16 protein-coding genes are annotated in these 13,973 nt (G+C 64.5%); 8 read left to right on the forward strand and 8 right to left on the reverse strand.

The features are described from left to right. Positions 1 to 39: 39 nt before the first annotated feature. Positions 40 to 579, reverse strand: a complete 540-nt coding sequence (gene thpR, locus ACOYW5_RS15390) for an RNA 2',3'-cyclic phosphodiesterase (RefSeq protein WP_423065769.1) — start codon at positions 577 to 579, stop codon at positions 40 to 42. A gap of 287 nt (positions 580 to 866) precedes the next feature. On the opposite strand from thpR, the gene ACOYW5_RS15395 reads away from it, so the two are divergent. Then, the gene (locus ACOYW5_RS15395; RefSeq protein WP_423065770.1) at positions 867 to 1,607 is read left to right on the forward strand and encodes a Bax inhibitor-1/YccA family protein; all 741 of its coding nucleotides are present in this window, start codon (positions 867 to 869) and stop codon (positions 1,605 to 1,607) included. Between the two features lie 82 nt (positions 1,608 to 1,689). After that, a complete protein-coding gene (locus ACOYW5_RS15400) occupies positions 1,690 to 2,187 on the forward strand; it encodes a GNAT family N-acetyltransferase (RefSeq protein ID WP_423065771.1) in 498 nt (165 codons plus the stop codon). A gap of 16 nt (positions 2,188 to 2,203) precedes the next feature. On the opposite strand, the gene ACOYW5_RS15405 is transcribed toward ACOYW5_RS15400, so the two are convergent. The 4 genes from ACOYW5_RS15405 to acnA form a co-directional block, all read right to left on the reverse strand. Beyond that, on the reverse strand, positions 2,204 to 2,626 hold the full coding sequence (locus ACOYW5_RS15405; protein WP_423065772.1) for a GNAT family N-acetyltransferase: 423 nt from the start codon (positions 2,624 to 2,626) through the stop codon (positions 2,204 to 2,206). A gap of 38 nt (positions 2,627 to 2,664) precedes the next feature. Then, on the reverse strand, positions 2,665 to 3,048 hold the full coding sequence (locus tag ACOYW5_RS15410; protein ID WP_423065773.1) for a DUF2794 domain-containing protein: 384 nt from the start codon (positions 3,046 to 3,048) through the stop codon (positions 2,665 to 2,667). A gap of 424 nt (positions 3,049 to 3,472) precedes the next feature. After that, positions 3,473 to 4,204 (reverse strand): DUF1223 domain-containing protein, encoded by a 732-nt coding sequence (locus ACOYW5_RS15415; RefSeq protein ID WP_423065774.1) that lies wholly within the window; start codon positions 4,202 to 4,204, stop codon positions 3,473 to 3,475. A gap of 159 nt (positions 4,205 to 4,363) precedes the next feature. Further along, on the reverse strand, positions 4,364 to 7,129 hold the full coding sequence (acnA, locus tag ACOYW5_RS15420; protein WP_423065775.1) for an aconitate hydratase AcnA: 2,766 nt from the start codon (positions 7,127 to 7,129) through the stop codon (positions 4,364 to 4,366). A 182-nt stretch (positions 7,130 to 7,311) separates the two neighbouring features. On the opposite strand from acnA, the gene ccmA reads away from it, so the two are divergent. The 6 genes from ccmA (at position 7,312) to ACOYW5_RS15450 (ending at position 10,514) form a co-directional block, all read left to right on the forward strand. Next, entirely contained in the window at positions 7,312 to 7,944 is a 633-nt protein-coding gene (gene ccmA, locus ACOYW5_RS15425; RefSeq protein WP_423065776.1) for a heme ABC exporter ATP-binding protein CcmA, read from the forward strand. Further along, complete coding sequence (gene ccmB, locus ACOYW5_RS15430) at positions 7,941 to 8,594, forward strand: heme exporter protein CcmB (protein ID WP_423065777.1); 654 nt, start codon at positions 7,941 to 7,943, stop codon at positions 8,592 to 8,594. Before ccmA ends, ccmB begins: the two co-directional genes overlap by 4 nt. 10 nt (positions 8,595 to 8,604) lie before the next feature. Continuing rightward, positions 8,605 to 9,369 carry a heme ABC transporter permease gene (locus ACOYW5_RS15435; protein WP_423065778.1) on the forward strand — a complete coding sequence of 255 codons (765 nt, stop codon included), beginning with the start codon at positions 8,605 to 8,607 and terminating at the stop codon, positions 9,367 to 9,369. Then, the gene (locus tag ACOYW5_RS15440; RefSeq protein ID WP_423065779.1) at positions 9,366 to 9,533 is read left to right on the forward strand and encodes a hypothetical protein; all 168 of its coding nucleotides are present in this window, start codon (positions 9,366 to 9,368) and stop codon (positions 9,531 to 9,533) included. The genes ACOYW5_RS15435 and ACOYW5_RS15440 overlap by 4 nt, the downstream gene beginning before the upstream one ends. After that, complete coding sequence (locus tag ACOYW5_RS15445; RefSeq protein WP_423065780.1) at positions 9,530 to 10,069, forward strand: DsbE family thiol:disulfide interchange protein; 540 nt, start codon at positions 9,530 to 9,532, stop codon at positions 10,067 to 10,069. The genes ACOYW5_RS15440 and ACOYW5_RS15445 overlap by 4 nt, the downstream gene beginning before the upstream one ends. A gap of 70 nt (positions 10,070 to 10,139) precedes the next feature. Beyond that, positions 10,140 to 10,514, forward strand: coding sequence for a hypothetical protein (locus tag ACOYW5_RS15450; protein WP_423065781.1), 375 nt, complete (start codon positions 10,140 to 10,142; stop codon positions 10,512 to 10,514). A gap of 70 nt (positions 10,515 to 10,584) precedes the next feature. On the opposite strand, the gene ACOYW5_RS15455 is transcribed toward ACOYW5_RS15450, so the two are convergent. From ACOYW5_RS15455 to mtaB, 3 genes are read right to left on the reverse strand one after another with little or no spacing between them, the layout of a single operon-like run. Then, positions 10,585 to 11,211: a septation protein A gene (locus tag ACOYW5_RS15455; RefSeq protein ID WP_423065782.1), complete on the reverse strand. Its 627-nt coding sequence runs from the start codon at positions 11,209 to 11,211 to the stop codon at positions 10,585 to 10,587. Then, on the reverse strand, positions 11,208 to 12,707 hold the full coding sequence (gene ftsY, locus ACOYW5_RS15460; RefSeq protein WP_423065783.1) for a signal recognition particle-docking protein FtsY: 1,500 nt from the start codon (positions 12,705 to 12,707) through the stop codon (positions 11,208 to 11,210). The genes ACOYW5_RS15455 and ftsY overlap by 4 nt, the downstream gene beginning before the upstream one ends. Beyond that, positions 12,707 to 13,972, reverse strand: coding sequence for a tRNA (N(6)-L-threonylcarbamoyladenosine(37)-C(2))-methylthiotransferase MtaB (mtaB, locus tag ACOYW5_RS15465; protein WP_423065784.1), 1,266 nt, complete (start codon positions 13,970 to 13,972; stop codon positions 12,707 to 12,709). The genes ftsY and mtaB overlap by 1 nt, the downstream gene beginning before the upstream one ends. Position 13,973: the final 1 nt, after the last annotated feature.

Below are 13,973 nucleotides of genomic sequence, written 5' to 3' on the forward strand. Positions count from 1 at the left end.
CTGTTTGGCCCCGGATGGTGAAGGAACGGTTAACGCGGGCTACGCAGCCAACGGATAAGACTGTTCCACGAGGTACGGACCACCACCGACGGAATCGCGCGACGAGAACAGCACGAAGCGGCCGACGCGGAACTCGAGCGGGGTGAAGCGGCCCGACATGGCGATGAAACGCGCCACTTCCTCGGCCGAAACGCCGCGCAGCCGTGCCAATGCGACATGCGGCACGAAGCGGCGGCTTTCCGGCGCGAGGCCGCAGCGCTGCAGTATGCGCTCCTGGGCGGCCTGCAGGCGGAGCAGGGCGACGTTCGAAGCACAGCCGGCGAACAGGGCGCGCGGCGTGTTGCCACCGAACGAGCCGAGGTGATCGAGGCGGATATTGAACGCCTCGCTGTCCACCAGTCGGTCCAGCATGCCGGTCACTTCGTTCGCGACATGGTGATCGACGTCGCCGATGAAGCGCAAGGTAATGTGATAGTTCTCGGTATCGATCCAGCGCGCGCCCGACAGGCCGCCGCGCTTCAAGGAGAGTGCCATGGCCACATCGGGCGGCACCTCGATTCCGGTAAAGAGCCTGGGCATCCGACCCTCCCTTTGCCGTGGCGGCCCCGCTGATTCGGGCCTGCCATCATCTGAACCGTAACGGGGCAGCGTAGGTCCGGCAAGCAGGCTGTCCCATCGCCGACGGGCCCTTGGATCGTGAGGCGAGAAGGCTGCCATAAACCTTTGAAAGCCGTGCGACATTAGGTGACGGCAAGTTGAGGGCGGCTGTCTTGTATTCGCGGCGGGCTGCCCTCATATTACTCCATCGACGGCAAGGGCTCGGAGGAGCGCCCCGTCCACGTCGCCAGGAAAGGGATTTATTCGTCATGGCTGAATTCGACCGTCCGACTATCGCCGCTCAGCGGGCCGGAACCGCCGCGGCCATCGATGAGGGCCTGCGCAGCTATATGCTGAAGGTCTACAACTACATGGGCATCGGTCTCGTGGTGACCGGCCTCGTCTCCTACTTCAGCGCACAGGCTGCGGTGGGCGCCGACGGTCAGCTGACCGCCTGGGGCTCGCTGATCTTCCAGAGCCCGCTGATGTGGGTGATCGCCTTCGCTCCGCTGGCCTTCGTGCTGGTACTGAGTTTCGGCATCAACAAGCTCTCGGGCGCTACCGCCCAGTTGCTATTCTGGCTGTTCGCGGCCGTGATGGGCCTGAGCCTCTCTTCGATCTTCATGGTCTACACCGACGCCTCGATCGCCAAGGTGTTCTTCATCTCGGCGGCTACGTTCGGCGCGATGAGCCTTTACGGCTACACCACCAAGCGTGACCTCACGGGCATCGGCAACTTCCTGATCATGGGCCTGATCGGCCTGATCATCGCCTCGATCGTGAACATCTTCCTTGCCTCCTCGATGCTCGACTTCGCCATCTCGGCGATCGGCGTGCTGATCTTCGTGGGCCTCACCGCCTACGATACGCAGAGGATCAAGGAGAGCTACAACGAGGGTTATGGCGCCGAGGTGCTGCACAAGTCCGCCGTGATGGGCGCCCTGTCGCTCTACCTCGACTTCATCAACCTGTTCCTGATGCTGCTCCGCCTGTTCGGCAACCGCGAGTAATCGCAGGAATCAGCAAGTCTGATTGGAAACTTTCGGGGCCGCGATCTAATGAGATCGCGGCCCCTTCGTTTTTGGACCTCTGATGAGCGACATCCTTCTCCGCCCGTTCGAATGGCGCGACATCCCCGCGATCACGGCCATCTACCGGCCCTATGTCACCGACACAGTGATCACCTTCGAGTATGATCCGCCGGGTGAACCCGAGATGGCGCGGCGGTTCGGGGGTATGCTGGACCTGGGTCATCCGATCATCGTGGCGGAGCGCGACGGCGAGGTCGTTGGCTATGCTTATGCCTCCTACTATCGCACGCGTGTCGCCTACCGCTTCACCTGCGAGAACTCGATCTACCTCAGGCAGGACGCGACCGGGCAGGGCCTCGGTGGACGGTTGCTCGACAGGCTGATCGAGGAGAGCCGGGCCTTCGGGTTCAAGCAGATGATCGCGGTGATCACCGCGGAGCGGGCCAACTCGATCCGGCTGCACGAAAAGGCCGGCTTCATCCATGTCGGCACGCAGGAGGCCACCGGCTTCAAGTTCGACCGTTGGATCGGCGTCACGTATATGCAGAAGGCGCTCTGACGACGGCGACAGGCCGCTAGAGCGATTTTTCCATCGGATAGCAGAGCATGCCGCGGTCGTCTTCGCCGGGGCCGGCGTCGTGCCAGCCGGAGGCGAGGTAAAAGCGGCGGGCGGTGCCGGTGCTGGTGAGTCGGGCGCGGGTGGCGCCGGACTGGCGGATGCGATCCTCGAGGGCGGCGAGGAGGGCCTTGCTGACGCCAGAGAAGCGATGTGCCGGATCGACATAGTTAAGGCCGATCTCGTCGCCGCCATTGAGGCAGCCAACGGCGGCGATCATGCCGTCGTGCTCGGCGACGAAGAGCTGCGCGTTCGGGTTGTCGAACATCTGCAGCACCATTTCCGGTGTCTTGTTGCGCAGCCAGCCGGCAAGGATCGTGGGATCGTTGCGGTGGTCGGCGGTGCAGAGGTCGCGGATCGAGGCGGTGAGTACGGCGCTCATTTGAGCGGCATCCGCCGGCTCGGCCAGGCGGACGAGAATCACTTCACCACAGCGAGCTCGAGCACGCGCAGCACGTTGATCAGCTCGTGGCCGCGCTTCAGGACCCGGCCGTCCTGGCTCAGGACCATGTACTGGCCCTGCTTGTTGCGCAGTTTCGGGTTCTTTTCGACCACATAGAGCGGACGCTCGGAGGCGCGCTTGTAAATCGAGAACAGGGCGCGGTCACGGAGAAAATCGAGTGCGTAATCGCGCCACTCGCCGTCGGCGACCTTGCGGCCGTAGAGGTTTAGGATGGTCTGCAGTTCCTTGCGATCAAAACTGATCGCTGGAACGAAGCGACTACTGCTAGGCTGGGCTGGGCTCGCGACCGGCGGGAAGTCGATCAGGAGCCCTGATCCTATTTCGTCGGGTTGGTCCGCCATTCCTCTCCCCGTCACGCGGATGTCATGATCGCGTCATTCGCGCCGCTTGGCAAGCCGAACGGAGAAGTGCGCGGTATCGGACAAAAGACTAAGTCAAAATCCGCATTTCGGTCACATTCCCTCCCTGATCGCGCCCGATTGACCCGGCAGCATACAACCATTGCCTCCAGTGGCCGGCATCCGGGCTGACCGAGCCCCCAAACCACGATGCCCGAATGCCGGCCGCCTCTTACATGCACCAGTCATTCTTCTCCCGCCCACGCAAGTCGGCGGGAGTTTTGCTTTTGGGCAGGTCGATTCGCTGGAGCACTTCAGGCTCTCTGACCTTCACGGATAGCCGAGAGATCCCACGATGGACTCCGGCCTTCGCCGGGGTGACATTGTGCGTGGGCTCGTCAGCGACCAATCGAGCCGTGAAGACGATCTAGAGCGTAAAGCTCGCGGCACCGAGGATGGGTCCGGGCAGTCCGGCCTTTTCCTGCTGCACGAGGATTACCGCGCCGTTGGCCTTGCCGGTCAGCACCTCGTGCAGGGGCAGGGTCAGCTTGGCGCCGGTCTTGGGATCCCACATGCCCAGGACCTGCCGGCCGGTGACTATCTGACTATAGGAGATCTGCTTGCCCTCGTTCTCGCCGCGTTCGATGGTGACATCGGCGTGGTCGAGGAAGGTGATGAGCCAGATGGTGCCGCCGGAAAGGTCAGCGTTGGCTGGCACGGAGATATCGACGAGGCCGCCCTGCTGCTCGGTGAGCGATACGGTCAGCGGCAGCGTTGCGCTGGCGAGCGCGCCGTTCACCGCAGCGGTCTTGCTGCCGACCACGCCGCCCCTGCCGTTCACCACCATTTGCGGGGTGAAGATGCGGGACGAGCCCCAGGCTTCGGCGTAATCGCGCTGGCGATCCGAATTCTCGGCGGTGCCGAAGGTGTCCGGCCAGCCGATATAGTCCCAGTAGTCGACGTGATAGGCGAGCGTCACCACGTCGGAGCGCTTGCCCATCTCCTTGAACAAGGCATCGGCCTTTGGGCACGAGGAGCAGCCCTGCGAGGTGAAAAGTTCGAGGACGGCCTTGGGGGCGAGCTTGAACTCACCGGCGAAAACCGGTGAAGCGAGCGTAAGCGAAAGGGAAAGGCCCCAGAGTATCCGTCGAGAAAGCATGGCGACGTTTTTAGGCACGTGCCCTGCGCCGCGCGAGTCAAATCGACGCGAGTTTTCGTGATCGGCAAAAGCTGGTGAATCGCGGGCGCTGGGCGCGCCCAGTGTGGGGGTGTCCTCCCCTTCGAAACGGGGGAGGACCACAGAGGGATCGGCGCCCGCTTACGCGGCGACGAGGTTGCGGAGCACGTAGTGCAGGATGCCACCGTGCTTGTAATAGTCGAGCTCGTTGACCGTATCGATACGGCAACGGGTGTCGATCATCTCGATGCGGCCGTCGTGGCGGACGATCTTGACCTTCACCGTGGCGCGGGGTGCGAGTTCGAGCAGGTTCTCGATCGAGACCGTCTCGGTGCCGTCGAGCTTGAGGCTCTGCCAGCTCTCGCCTTCGGCGAACTGCAGCGGCAGCACGCCCATGCCGATGAGGTTGGAGCGGTGGATGCGCTCAAAGCTCTGGGCGATGACGGCGCGGACGCCGAGGAGGCGGGTGCCCTTGGCGGCCCAGTCACGCGAGGAGCCGGTGCCGTATTCCTTGCCGGCGAAGATCACCAGCGGGGTGTTCGACTTCTGGTAGGCCATAGCCGCATCGTAGATCGGCATCTGGTCGCCGTTCGGGCCCTTGGTGAAGCCGCCTTCGACGCCCGGGAGCATCTGGTTCTTGATGCGGATGTTGGCAAAGGTGCCGCGCATCATGACTTCGTGGTTGCCGCGGCGAGCGCCGTAGGAATTGAAGTCCTTGGGTGCGACCTGGCGCTCGACCAGATACTTGCCGGCCGGCGTCGACGGCTTGAACGAGCCGGCGGGCGAGATGTGGTCTGTGGTGATCGAATCGAGGAAGAGGCTGAGGACGCGCGCTTCGACGATGTCGGTAACGGGCGCGGGCTCCATGGTCAGGCCCTCGAAGTAGGGCGGGTTCTGCACATAGGTGGAGCCGGAGTTCCACTTGTAGGTCTCGCCGCCATCGACGGCGATGCCCTGCCAGTTCTCGTCGCCCTTGAAGACGTCGGAATAGCGGCCGAGGAACATCTTGGGCGTGATCACGGTGCGGACCACGTCGGCGATCTCCTTGTTGGAGGGCCAGATGTCCTTGAGGTAGACCGGCTGGCCGTCATCACCGGTGCCGAGCGGCTCGGTGGTGAGGTTCTTGTTCATCGTGCCGGCGATGGCATAGGCGACCACCAGCGGCGGGGAAGCGAGATAGTTCGCCCGCACGTCGGGGTTCACGCGGCCTTCGAAGTTGCGGTTCCCTGATAGCACCGAGGCGGCGACGAGGTCGTTCTGGTTGATGCACTCGCTGATCGCCTCCGGCAGCGGGCCGGAATTGCCGATGCAGGTGGTGCAGCCATAACCGACGAGGTTGAAGCCCATGGCATCGAGGTCAGCCGACAGGCCCGAAGCGTTGAGGTAGTCGGTCACCACCTGCGAGCCGGGGGCGAGGGAGGTTTTCACCCACGGCTTAGACTTGAGGCCCTTGGCGCGGGCCTTGCGGGCGAGCAGGCCGGCGGCAATCAGCACGTTCGGATTCGAGGTGTTGGTGCACGAGGTGATGGCGGCGATAACGACATGGCCGTCATCGAGGCCGAACTTTTCGCCACGCACCGGCAGGGTCGCTTCTTCCGGGATGTCGTCGACCCCGCTGGCGCCCTCATCGATAAAGCGGCTCTCGCCCTTCGAGTCGGGAAGCGCAGTGCGCTCCTTGCGGCCGCCGGCGATCTCCTTGAGGGCCTCGGCGAATTTCGGCGCGGCGTCGGTGAGCGCGACGCGGTCCTGCGGGCGCTTGGGGCCGGCGAGGTTGGGGACGACCGTGGTGAGGTCGAGCTCCAGCGTGTCGGTGAACAGCGGATCGGGGCTCGCCGTGGTGCGGTACATGCCCTGGGCCTCGGAATAGGCCTTCACCAGCGCGACGCGATCGGCATCGCGGCCGGATGTCTCGAGATAGGTGAGGGTGTCCGAGTCGACCGGGAAGAAGCCACAGGTGGCGCCGTACTCGGGCGCCATGTTGGCGATGGTCGCCTGGTCCTCGAGGCTCAGCCAGTCGAGGCCGGGGCCGTAGAATTCGACGAACTTGCCGACGACGCCCTTCTTGCGCAGCATCTCGGTGACGGTGAGGACGAGGTCGGTGGCAGTGATGCCTTCGTTGATCTTGCCGGTCAGCTTGAAGCCGATGACTTCGGGGATCAGCATGGTGATGGGCTGGCCGAGCATGGCGGCTTCGGCCTCGATGCCGCCCACGCCCCAGCCAAGGACGGCGAGGCCGTTGACCATGGTGGTGTGCGAGTCGGTGCCGACAAGCGTGTCGGGGTAGGCGTAGATTTCGCCCGAAGTCTCGTCCTGGCGGGTCCAGACGGTCTGGGCCAGGTATTCGAGGTTGACCTGGTGGCAGATGCCGGTGCCGGGCGGGACGACGCGGAAGTTGTCGAAGGCTTTCTGGCCCCAGCGCAGGAACTCGTATCGCTCGCCGTTGCGCTCGTATTCGAGCTCGACGTTCTGGAGGAAGGAAAGCGGGGTGCCATAGCTGTCGACCATGACAGAGTGGTCGATGACGAGGTCGACCGGGACCAGCGGATTGATCTTCTGCGGATCGGCGCCGAGCTTGGCGGTGGCATCGCGCATGGCGGCGAGATCGACGACGGCGGGGACGCCGGTAAAATCCTGCATCAGCACGCGGGCCGGGCGGTAGCTGATCTCGTGCTCGGAGACGCGGGTGCGGAGCCAGTCGGCGACGGCCTCGATATCGGCGCGGGTAACGGTGACGCCATCCTCGAAGCGGAGGAGGTTCTCCAGCACCACTTTCATGGAGTGCGGCAGCTGGGAGACACCCTTGAGACCGTTCTGTTCGGCCAGCGGAATCGAGAAATAGGTGTAGGTCTTATCCCCGACGGTGATCGTGGTTCTGGACTTGAAGCTGTCGAGGGATTTCGAGGTCACGGTATCGCCTTCACGCGCTGGTGTTGCAAGGCGCCGCCTGGTCGAGGCACGAGACCGGAAAAGGCCCGTGGGACAAGGGGCAAGAGGTCGGTTGACTGGAAACGTTCCAATCTATGGCTGGCTTATAGAGAAACTAAATGACGCTTGCCAGTGGTGACGTGGGTTCATTAGGCATTGCGGCCATGAACCAGCCACAGCCCTTGCCCGGGTCATTCGCGCCGCCGAAGGTGATGGCGCGCGAACTCACGGTCGCGCGGGGCGAGCGGGTGCTGTTTTCGGGGCTGTCGTTCGAAGTCGGCGCCGGTGGCGCGCTGCTGCTGCGCGGGGCGAACGGGGTCGGCAAATCCACGCTGCTGATGACGCTGGCGGGAATCGTGCGGCCCGATGGGGGGACGGTCGAAGGGATCGGGCGCGAGGACGTACACGTCATCAACTACCAGAGCGGGCTGAAGGCGCGGCTGACGGTCGGCGAGAACCTGAAATTCTGGCGGGAGCTAAATGGGCCGACCGGCACCACCGTCGACGATGCGCTCGAGCGCTTGGGGATCGGCAGCCTGGGCGCGCTCGAAGCGGGGTATCTCTCGTCGGGCCAGCTCCGCCGGCTGGCGCTGGGACGGCTACTGGTCTCTGCCCGGCCGATCTGGCTGCTGGATGAACCGAGCGCGGCGCTCGATGCGGATGGCGAGCGGCTGCTCGGCGCGCTGATCGACGAACACCGGGCGCTGGGCGGGATCGCGATCGTCGCAACGCACTACGATCTGCCGCTGACAGATACGTCCAATATCGCGACCATCACGCTCGGGGGCGCGGCATGAAGCCGTTCATGGCGGTGATCGGGCGCGACCTGCGGCTCGCCTTCCGCGCGGGAGGCGAGGCGCTGACGCTGGTGCTGTTCTTCGTCATGATCGGGGTGATCGTGCCCTTCGCCATCGGGCCGGACCGGCCGCAACTGATGCGGCTGGCGCCGGGGATCGTGTGGATCGCTGCGTTCCTTTCCATGCTGCTCGGGCTCGACCGCATGTTCCGTGCCGACGATGAGGATGGATCGCTGGCGCTGCTGCGCCATTCGGTGCTGCCGCTCGAAGCGGTGGTTGCCGCAAAAGTGATTGCGCACTGGCTGGTGACGGCGCTGCCGCTGCTGATCGCGACGCCGGTGCTGGCGCTGCTCCTGTCGATGAGCTGGGCGCAGTGGGGCATGACGGTCCTTGGCCTCGTCATCGGAACGCCGGCGCTCGTGAGTTTCGGGGCGCTCGGCGCCGCTGTCACGGTGGGATTGCGGCGTGGAGGGCTGATCGCGCCAGTGCTGATCCTACCGCTGTCGATCCCGGTGATGATCTTCGGCGTCGGCATGACCGATCCGCTCGCCGGGGGCGGCGCGACATTGTTTCTCATTGCACTCAGCCTCGTGGTGACCGCTTTCTCGCCCTTCGCGGCTGCGCTTGCCTTGCGCGCGGCCGGGGAATAGAGCGAAACCCATGTCCGTCACCGCCGCCAAACAACCCAACTGGTTCAGCCGTCTCGCCCATCCGGGCCAGTTCCTGAACTGGACCCGCTACGTGGTCTGGCCGCTGGCGATCGCCACCGCGGTGAGCTTTGCAATCGGGCTGTGGTTCGCCTTTTTCAACTCGCCCGAGGACTACCAGATGGGCGACATGGTGCGCGTCATGTACGTGCATGTGCCCAATGCCTGGCTCAGCCAGTTCGTCTATGGCGTGATGTTCCTCGCGGCTCTCGGTACGCTGGTGTGGCGGCACCCGCTGGCCGATGTCGTCAACAAGGCGGCAGCCCCGCTCGGCGCGGTGTTCACGGCGCTGGCGCTCTATACCGGAGCGCTGTGGGGCCGGCCGACCTGGGGCACATTCTGGGAGTGGGACGGGCGCATGACCTCCACGCTCGTGCTGCTCTTGATCTATCTCGGCATCATCGCGCTGTGGCGGGCCTTCGACGACCAGCTCAAGGCCGGGCGGATAATTGCGATCGTGACGCTGGTCGGCGGCATCAACATTCCGATCATCAAGTTCTCGGTCGACTGGTGGAACACGCTGCATCAGCCGGCGAGCGTGTTCACGGCCGAGGGGCCGCGCATGCCGGCATCGATCCTGACGCCGCTGCTGGTGATGATGCTGGCCTTCACGCTGCTCGGCATCCTGCTCGGCCTTGTCCGGATGCGGACGGAGATCCTGCGCCGTCGTGCCGACACAATGAGCCGTCAGGCGGCTCTCGCCGGGAGCGCCAAATGAACGCCGAGCACTTCCAGTACATCACCTGGTCCTATGTGGGCGTCGCCGTGGTGACCTTGGCGCTGATCGCCTACGTCGCCTGGGACTCGCGCCGGGTGAAGGCGCGGCTCGCGGCGCTGGACAAGGCCGGCATTCGCCGCCGCTCTGCCGGGACCGACAGTTGAAGCGCATCCTCCTCGCCGTCCTGCCGCTGGTACTCCTCGTCGGGCTCGTTGCCGTGTTCGCGATGAACATGGATCGCGATCCAAGCCTCGTGCGCTCGGTGCTGATCGACAAGCCGGCGCCGGCGTTCACGCTTGCCGCGGTCGCCGGTACGGGGGTCGAGGGGTTCGACACGGCGACGCTGAAGGGCGAGGTGACGGTGGTGAACGTCTTTGCCAGCTGGTGCATTCCGTGCCGGGACGAGCATCCGCTGCTCGAGCGGCTGAAAGCCGAGACGGGTGTCCGCATCTTCGGCATCAACCAGCGCGATGCGCCGGAGAACGCCACGGCGTTCCTCACCGAACTCGGCAATCCCTATGAGCGGATCGGCGGCGATACCGACAACCGTGTCTCAATCGACTGGGGGGTGTACGGCGTGCCCGAGACCTTCGTCGTCAATGCCGAGGGTGTCGTGACCTTCAAGCATGTGGGGCCGATCTCGCCCCAGACGTTGGAACGGGACGTAATCCCGGCGATCGAGCGCGCCCGCGCCGGCTGAGGGAACCTGCCTCGCCTGTCGGTCATTCCTCTCCGAGACCGCATTTTGCGGCAGGAAGAGGAGAGATCAGATGCAAACGGCCAACGCGCTGCGTTCTGTCGAAGCAGGCATGAAGGTGTTCGATCGCGAACGGCACGAGATCGGTAAGGTCGACTACGTCCAGTTCGGGGATGACGATCCGGAGACGCCGGAGGTCGAGGCCAGCAGGAACAGCGATCTCGGGCAGCGCAACGACTCGCTGATGGCCAATATCGCCAAGGCTTTCACCGCGGATGAGCTGCCCGAGGAAATCCGAGAACGCCTGCTGCACCAGGGCTTCGTGCGGATCGATTCCAGCGGCCTGTTCGCGGCCGATCGCTACATCATGCCCGACCAGATCGACTCCGTGTCGGGTGACGGCCTGATGTTGAATGTCAGCCAGGACGAGCTGGTCAAGCGGCACTAGTTCTAGCTTGGCCGCCCCCTCCACCACCCTACGGGTGGTCGGTCCCCCTCCCTCGCCCCGCGGGGGAGGATTAAGGCAGCGGATCCATCGGTGGGATCGGATCGATCGGCTGTTCGGGATCGGGGGCGTATTTCGTCAGCAGTGGAAGCTGCAGCATCGAGAAGACGACGGTGATGGGCATGATGGCCCAGACCTTGAACGCCACCCAGGTATCGGTGTCGAACAGGCGCCAGACGATTTCGTTCGACACTGCGAGGAAGAGGAAGAACAGGCCCCAGTTGATGGTCAGCGCGCGCCAGCCCTGGGGCTTCAGCTTATAGACCTCGCCGAAGACGTATTTCAGCAGCGACTGGCCAAAGAACAGGCCGCCCAGCAGGGTGAGGCCGAACAGCGAATTGACGATCGTCGGCTTCATCTTGATGAAGGTGTCGTCCTTCAGCACCAGCGTTAGCGTACCGAAAATCAGCACCACGACGCCGGTTACCAGCGGCATGATCGCGACCTTCTTCAGCAGCAGCCAGCTGAGCACCAGCGACACCACCATCGCGCCCATGAACCAGGCGGTGGCGGTGAAGATGTCGTAATTGGCATTGCCGAAGAAAAAGACCAGCAGCGGGCCTAGTTCGAGCGCGATCTTGGTGATCTGCGGCCTCAGCTCGGTCCAGTTGATCTCGGGCTCTTTGGCTTGATCGGTCATTCAGCGGTCCTTGCGATCGCGGCGGCGAAATCGCGCGCGGCGAACGGTTCGAGATTGTCGACGCCTTCACCCACTCCGATGAAATGGACGGGCAAGGCGAACCTATTGGCGATGGCGACGAGGATGCCGCCGCGCGCCGTGCCGTCGAGCTTGGTCATGACCAGCCCGGTGACGCCGGCACGCTTACGAAAGATTTCGACCTGATTTAGGGCATTCTGCCCGGTGGTGGCATCGAGCGTGAGCAAAGTCGCGTGCGGGGCCGATGGCTCGACCTTTTTGATGACGCGAATGATCTTTTCGAGCTCGCTCATCAGCTCGTCGCGGTTCTGGAGGCGACCGGCGGTGTCGATGAGGAGGACATCGGTACCCTCGGCCCGGGCGCGTTCCACCGCCTCGAAGGCGAGGCCCGAAGCGTCGGAGCCGGCGGGCTTCTTTATCACCGGAGCGCCGGTGCGGTCGCCCCAGACCTGCAGCTGCTCGATCGCGGCGGCGCGAAAGGTATCGCCGGCGGCGAGGATCACCGACTTGCCCTGGGCCCGGAAGAGGCTCGCGAGCTTGCCGATGGTGGTGGTCTTGCCGGTGCCGTTCACCCCGACCATCAGGATCACATAGGGTTTCTGGCCCGCATCGATGGTGAGCGGCCGGGCGACGGGCTCGAGGACGTTGACGATCTCGGTGGCGAGGACGTCGCGGACTTCTTCCGAGGTGATGTCGCGATCGAAGCGGTCGCGGCGCAGGGCGTCGGTGACGGTGGTGGCCATGTCGACGCCGAAATCGGCCTGGATCAGGATGTCCTCGAGGTCATCGAGCATCGCCTGATCGAGCTTGCGCTTGGTGAAGACGGCGGCGATCGAGCCGGTGAGCTGGTCGGACGAGCGCTTGAGGCCACTCGCCAACCGCTGCAGCCAGCTCTGCTTCTTGGGCGCGGGCTCCGGCGCCGGCGGCGGAATCGGAGCGTATGGGACCGGCTCGGGTGCGGTGATCTCGGCGGGGGTTTCGGGGACCGGTGCGGGCTCCTCGGCGAGGTCGTCCTCGACCTTCTCGATATAGGCGGGGGTGGCCTCGGGCGGGCCGGGCGGCGGCTCGGGAGTGGTGATTTCCTGCGGCGCTGCAATGGTCAGGCCCGCGTCGTGCATCGCCTCTTCGAGGGCGATTTCCTGATCGGGCGGCAGGACCAGCGGGGCGGCCTCGACCACCTCATCGAGGAGGATGTCGGCGACCAGTTCCTCTTCGACCGTCGGCGCGTGTTCGGGCTCGGGTGTCGGTTCCGGCTCGGGCGTGGCCCCGATGGTCATGCCGGCGTCGTGCATGGCCTCTTCGAGCGCGACTTCCTGATCGGGTGGGAGGACCAGGGGTGCGGCTTCGACGACATCGTCGAGGACGATATCGGCCTCGAGGTCTTCGGCGACCGAGTGCTCGGGCGGGGGCGCCGGCTCGGCGGGTTTGTCGCCGCCGCCGAACAGGCGCTGGAAGAAGCCCTTTTTCTTTTCGGCCATCAGGCAGCGGTCCTTAGTGGTTCGCCGACGAGGTTGCCGTCCACGAAATGGGTAATACGAGCTGTCACAATCTCACCGGCCTGATGACCGGGCAATGAACAGGTTATGAACTGCTCCTGCCGCCCGATCCCGTCTTTTTCGACGAGGATCGACTCGATCTGGCCGATGCGGGAGGCGGCGAGCTTTTCGAACTGTCGATCGCCGAGGGCGCGGAGACGGGCGGCCCGCTCCTTTGCCACGCGCTTTTCCACCTGCGGCATGCGCGCGGCGGGGGTGCCGGGGCGAGGCGAATACGGGAAGGCGTGGATGTAGGTGAGGTTGGCAGTTTCGATGAACTCGAGCGAGTTCTCGAACATCGCGTCGGTCTCGGTGGGGAAGCCGGCGATGATGTCGGCGCCGAACACGATGTCGGGACGAAGGGAGCGGAGCTTTGCCACCACGGCGAAGGCATCGTCGCGCAGGTGCCGGCGCTTCATGCGCTTCAGGATCATGTCGTCGCCGGACTGCAAACTGAGGTGCAGATGCGGCATCAGGCGGCGGTCGGATGCTATGGCATTATAAAAGGCCTCGTCCGCTTCGATCGAGTCGATCGACGAGATGCGCAGGCGCGGCAGGTCGGGGACATGGCGGAGGATCTGCTGGACCAGCTTGCCGAGGGTCGGGCTGCCGGGCAGATCGGGGCCATAGGAGGTGATGTCGACACCGGTGAGGACGATCTCGCGGTAGCCGTTGCCGACGAGCTTCCTGATCTGCTCGACGACGAGACCCATCGGCACGGAGCGCGAGGGGCCGCGGCCGAACGGGATGATGCAGAAGGTGCAGCGGTGGTCGCAGCCGTTCTGGACCTGGACGAAGGCGCGGGTGCGGCCATCCATGGCTTCGATCAGGTGACCGGCGGTCTCCTTGACCGACATGATGTCGTTGACCTGGACCTTGTCGTTGAGCGGCAGGCCGAATGCTATGGGAGCATAGCTTTCCGCCTTCAGCTTGTCGGCATTGCCGATGACGAGGTCGACTTCGGCCATGTCGCCGAAGGAACGCGCCTCAGTCTGGGCAGCGCAGCCGGTAACGATGATGCGGCGCTCGGGATTGTCGCGCTTGGCCTTGCGGATGGCTTGCTTTGCCTGCCGGACGGCTTCGGAGGTGACGGCGCAGGTGTTGATGATGATGGTATTGTCGAGCCCGGCCTTTTCGGCCTCGGCCTTCATCACTTCGCCCTCATAGGCGTTGAGGCGACAGCCGAAAGTCAGGGTCTCGATAGCCATA

This window comes from Devosia sp. CN2-171, from assembly GCF_049354815.1.
Classification (GTDB): domain Bacteria; phylum Pseudomonadota; class Alphaproteobacteria; order Rhizobiales; family Devosiaceae; genus Devosia_A.

Coding starts and splice junctions, on each gene's coding strand:
- thpR (WP_423065769.1), bottom strand. CDS start 579: ATGCCCAGGCTCTTTACCGGAATCGAGGTGCCGCCCGATGTGGCCATG.
- ACOYW5_RS15395 (WP_423065770.1), top strand. CDS start 867: ATGGCTGAATTCGACCGTCCGACTATCGCCGCTCAGCGGGCCGGAACC.
- ACOYW5_RS15400 (WP_423065771.1), top strand. CDS start 1,690: ATGAGCGACATCCTTCTCCGCCCGTTCGAATGGCGCGACATCCCCGCG.
- ACOYW5_RS15405 (WP_423065772.1), bottom strand. CDS start 2,626: ATGAGCGCCGTACTCACCGCCTCGATCCGCGACCTCTGCACCGCCGAC.
- ACOYW5_RS15410 (WP_423065773.1), bottom strand. CDS start 3,048: ATGGCGGACCAACCCGACGAAATAGGATCAGGGCTCCTGATCGACTTC.
- ACOYW5_RS15415 (WP_423065774.1), bottom strand. CDS start 4,204: ATGCTTTCTCGACGGATACTCTGGGGCCTTTCCCTTTCGCTTACGCTC.
- ccmA (WP_423065776.1), top strand. CDS start 7,312: ATGAACCAGCCACAGCCCTTGCCCGGGTCATTCGCGCCGCCGAAGGTG.
- ccmB (WP_423065777.1), top strand. CDS start 7,941: ATGAAGCCGTTCATGGCGGTGATCGGGCGCGACCTGCGGCTCGCCTTC.
- ACOYW5_RS15435 (WP_423065778.1), top strand. CDS start 8,605: ATGTCCGTCACCGCCGCCAAACAACCCAACTGGTTCAGCCGTCTCGCC.
- ACOYW5_RS15440 (WP_423065779.1), top strand. CDS start 9,366: ATGAACGCCGAGCACTTCCAGTACATCACCTGGTCCTATGTGGGCGTC.
- ACOYW5_RS15450 (WP_423065781.1), top strand. CDS start 10,140: ATGCAAACGGCCAACGCGCTGCGTTCTGTCGAAGCAGGCATGAAGGTG.
- ACOYW5_RS15455 (WP_423065782.1), bottom strand. CDS start 11,211: ATGACCGATCAAGCCAAAGAGCCCGAGATCAACTGGACCGAGCTGAGG.
- ftsY (WP_423065783.1), bottom strand. CDS start 12,707: ATGGCCGAAAAGAAAAAGGGCTTCTTCCAGCGCCTGTTCGGCGGCGGC.
- mtaB (WP_423065784.1), bottom strand. CDS start 13,972: ATGGCTATCGAGACCCTGACTTTCGGCTGTCGCCTCAACGCCTATGAG.